This window comes from Psychrobacter sp. 78a-MNA-CIBAN-0178 (genome assembly GCF_040309625.1).
Lineage (GTDB): Bacteria > Pseudomonadota > Gammaproteobacteria > Pseudomonadales > Moraxellaceae > Psychrobacter > Psychrobacter okhotskensis.
Genome location: NZ_JBEOOZ010000078.1, coordinates 1 through 593, shown reverse-complemented (window position 1 = coordinate 593; position 593 = coordinate 1). Strand labels below are relative to the sequence as shown.

The window sequence follows — 593 nt, the reverse complement described above, 5'->3', positions numbered from 1 at the left end:
CTTAGATTAACACACCAAGTGCAACGCTAATTAATATTATAGAACGCCTGCATAGGCGTTTTAAACCCTAAGCGTTTTCTTGGTCTGTTATTTAGTTTGTTCTCAATGTCCTGCATCTCATCATCAGAGACTTGTCTAAAGTCACAGCCTTTAGGCAGATACTCTCTGATCAAGCCGTTGGTATTTTCGTTGGTTCCTCGCTGCCATGACGCATAAGCATCGGCAAAGAAGAAAGAGCTAAAGAGCTTTTGTTTCACCTTTTTATGCTGAGCAAACTCTTTACCATTGTCAGAGGTAATGGTCTTAACCTGCAACCTCACTGGCTTTAAGAGCTCTATCATTGCCTCTGATACTTGCTGTGCCGTTTTATTATCCACACGTTTCATCTTCAGCAGCCCTGTTTTACGTTCAACGAGCGTGACAATCGCTTGCTTGTGATGCTGACCGATAATGGTATCCGCCTCCCAGTCGCCAATCCGCGTGCGCGCATCAACGATGGAGGGGCGCTCATGGATAGAGACTCTGTCATTAATACGACCACGAGTCTCAGCAGTTAAACGCTGCCGATAAGGCTTGGCTTTACGTCTGAGACA

General features: G+C 45.4%; 1 protein-coding gene. It reads right to left on the bottom strand.

What is annotated here, in order from left to right:
• Positions 1–26: 26 nt before the first annotated feature.
• On the bottom strand, positions 27–593 hold a 567-nt coding region (locus AAEY80_RS14315; protein ID WP_350588521.1), incomplete at its 5' end, for an IS30 family transposase.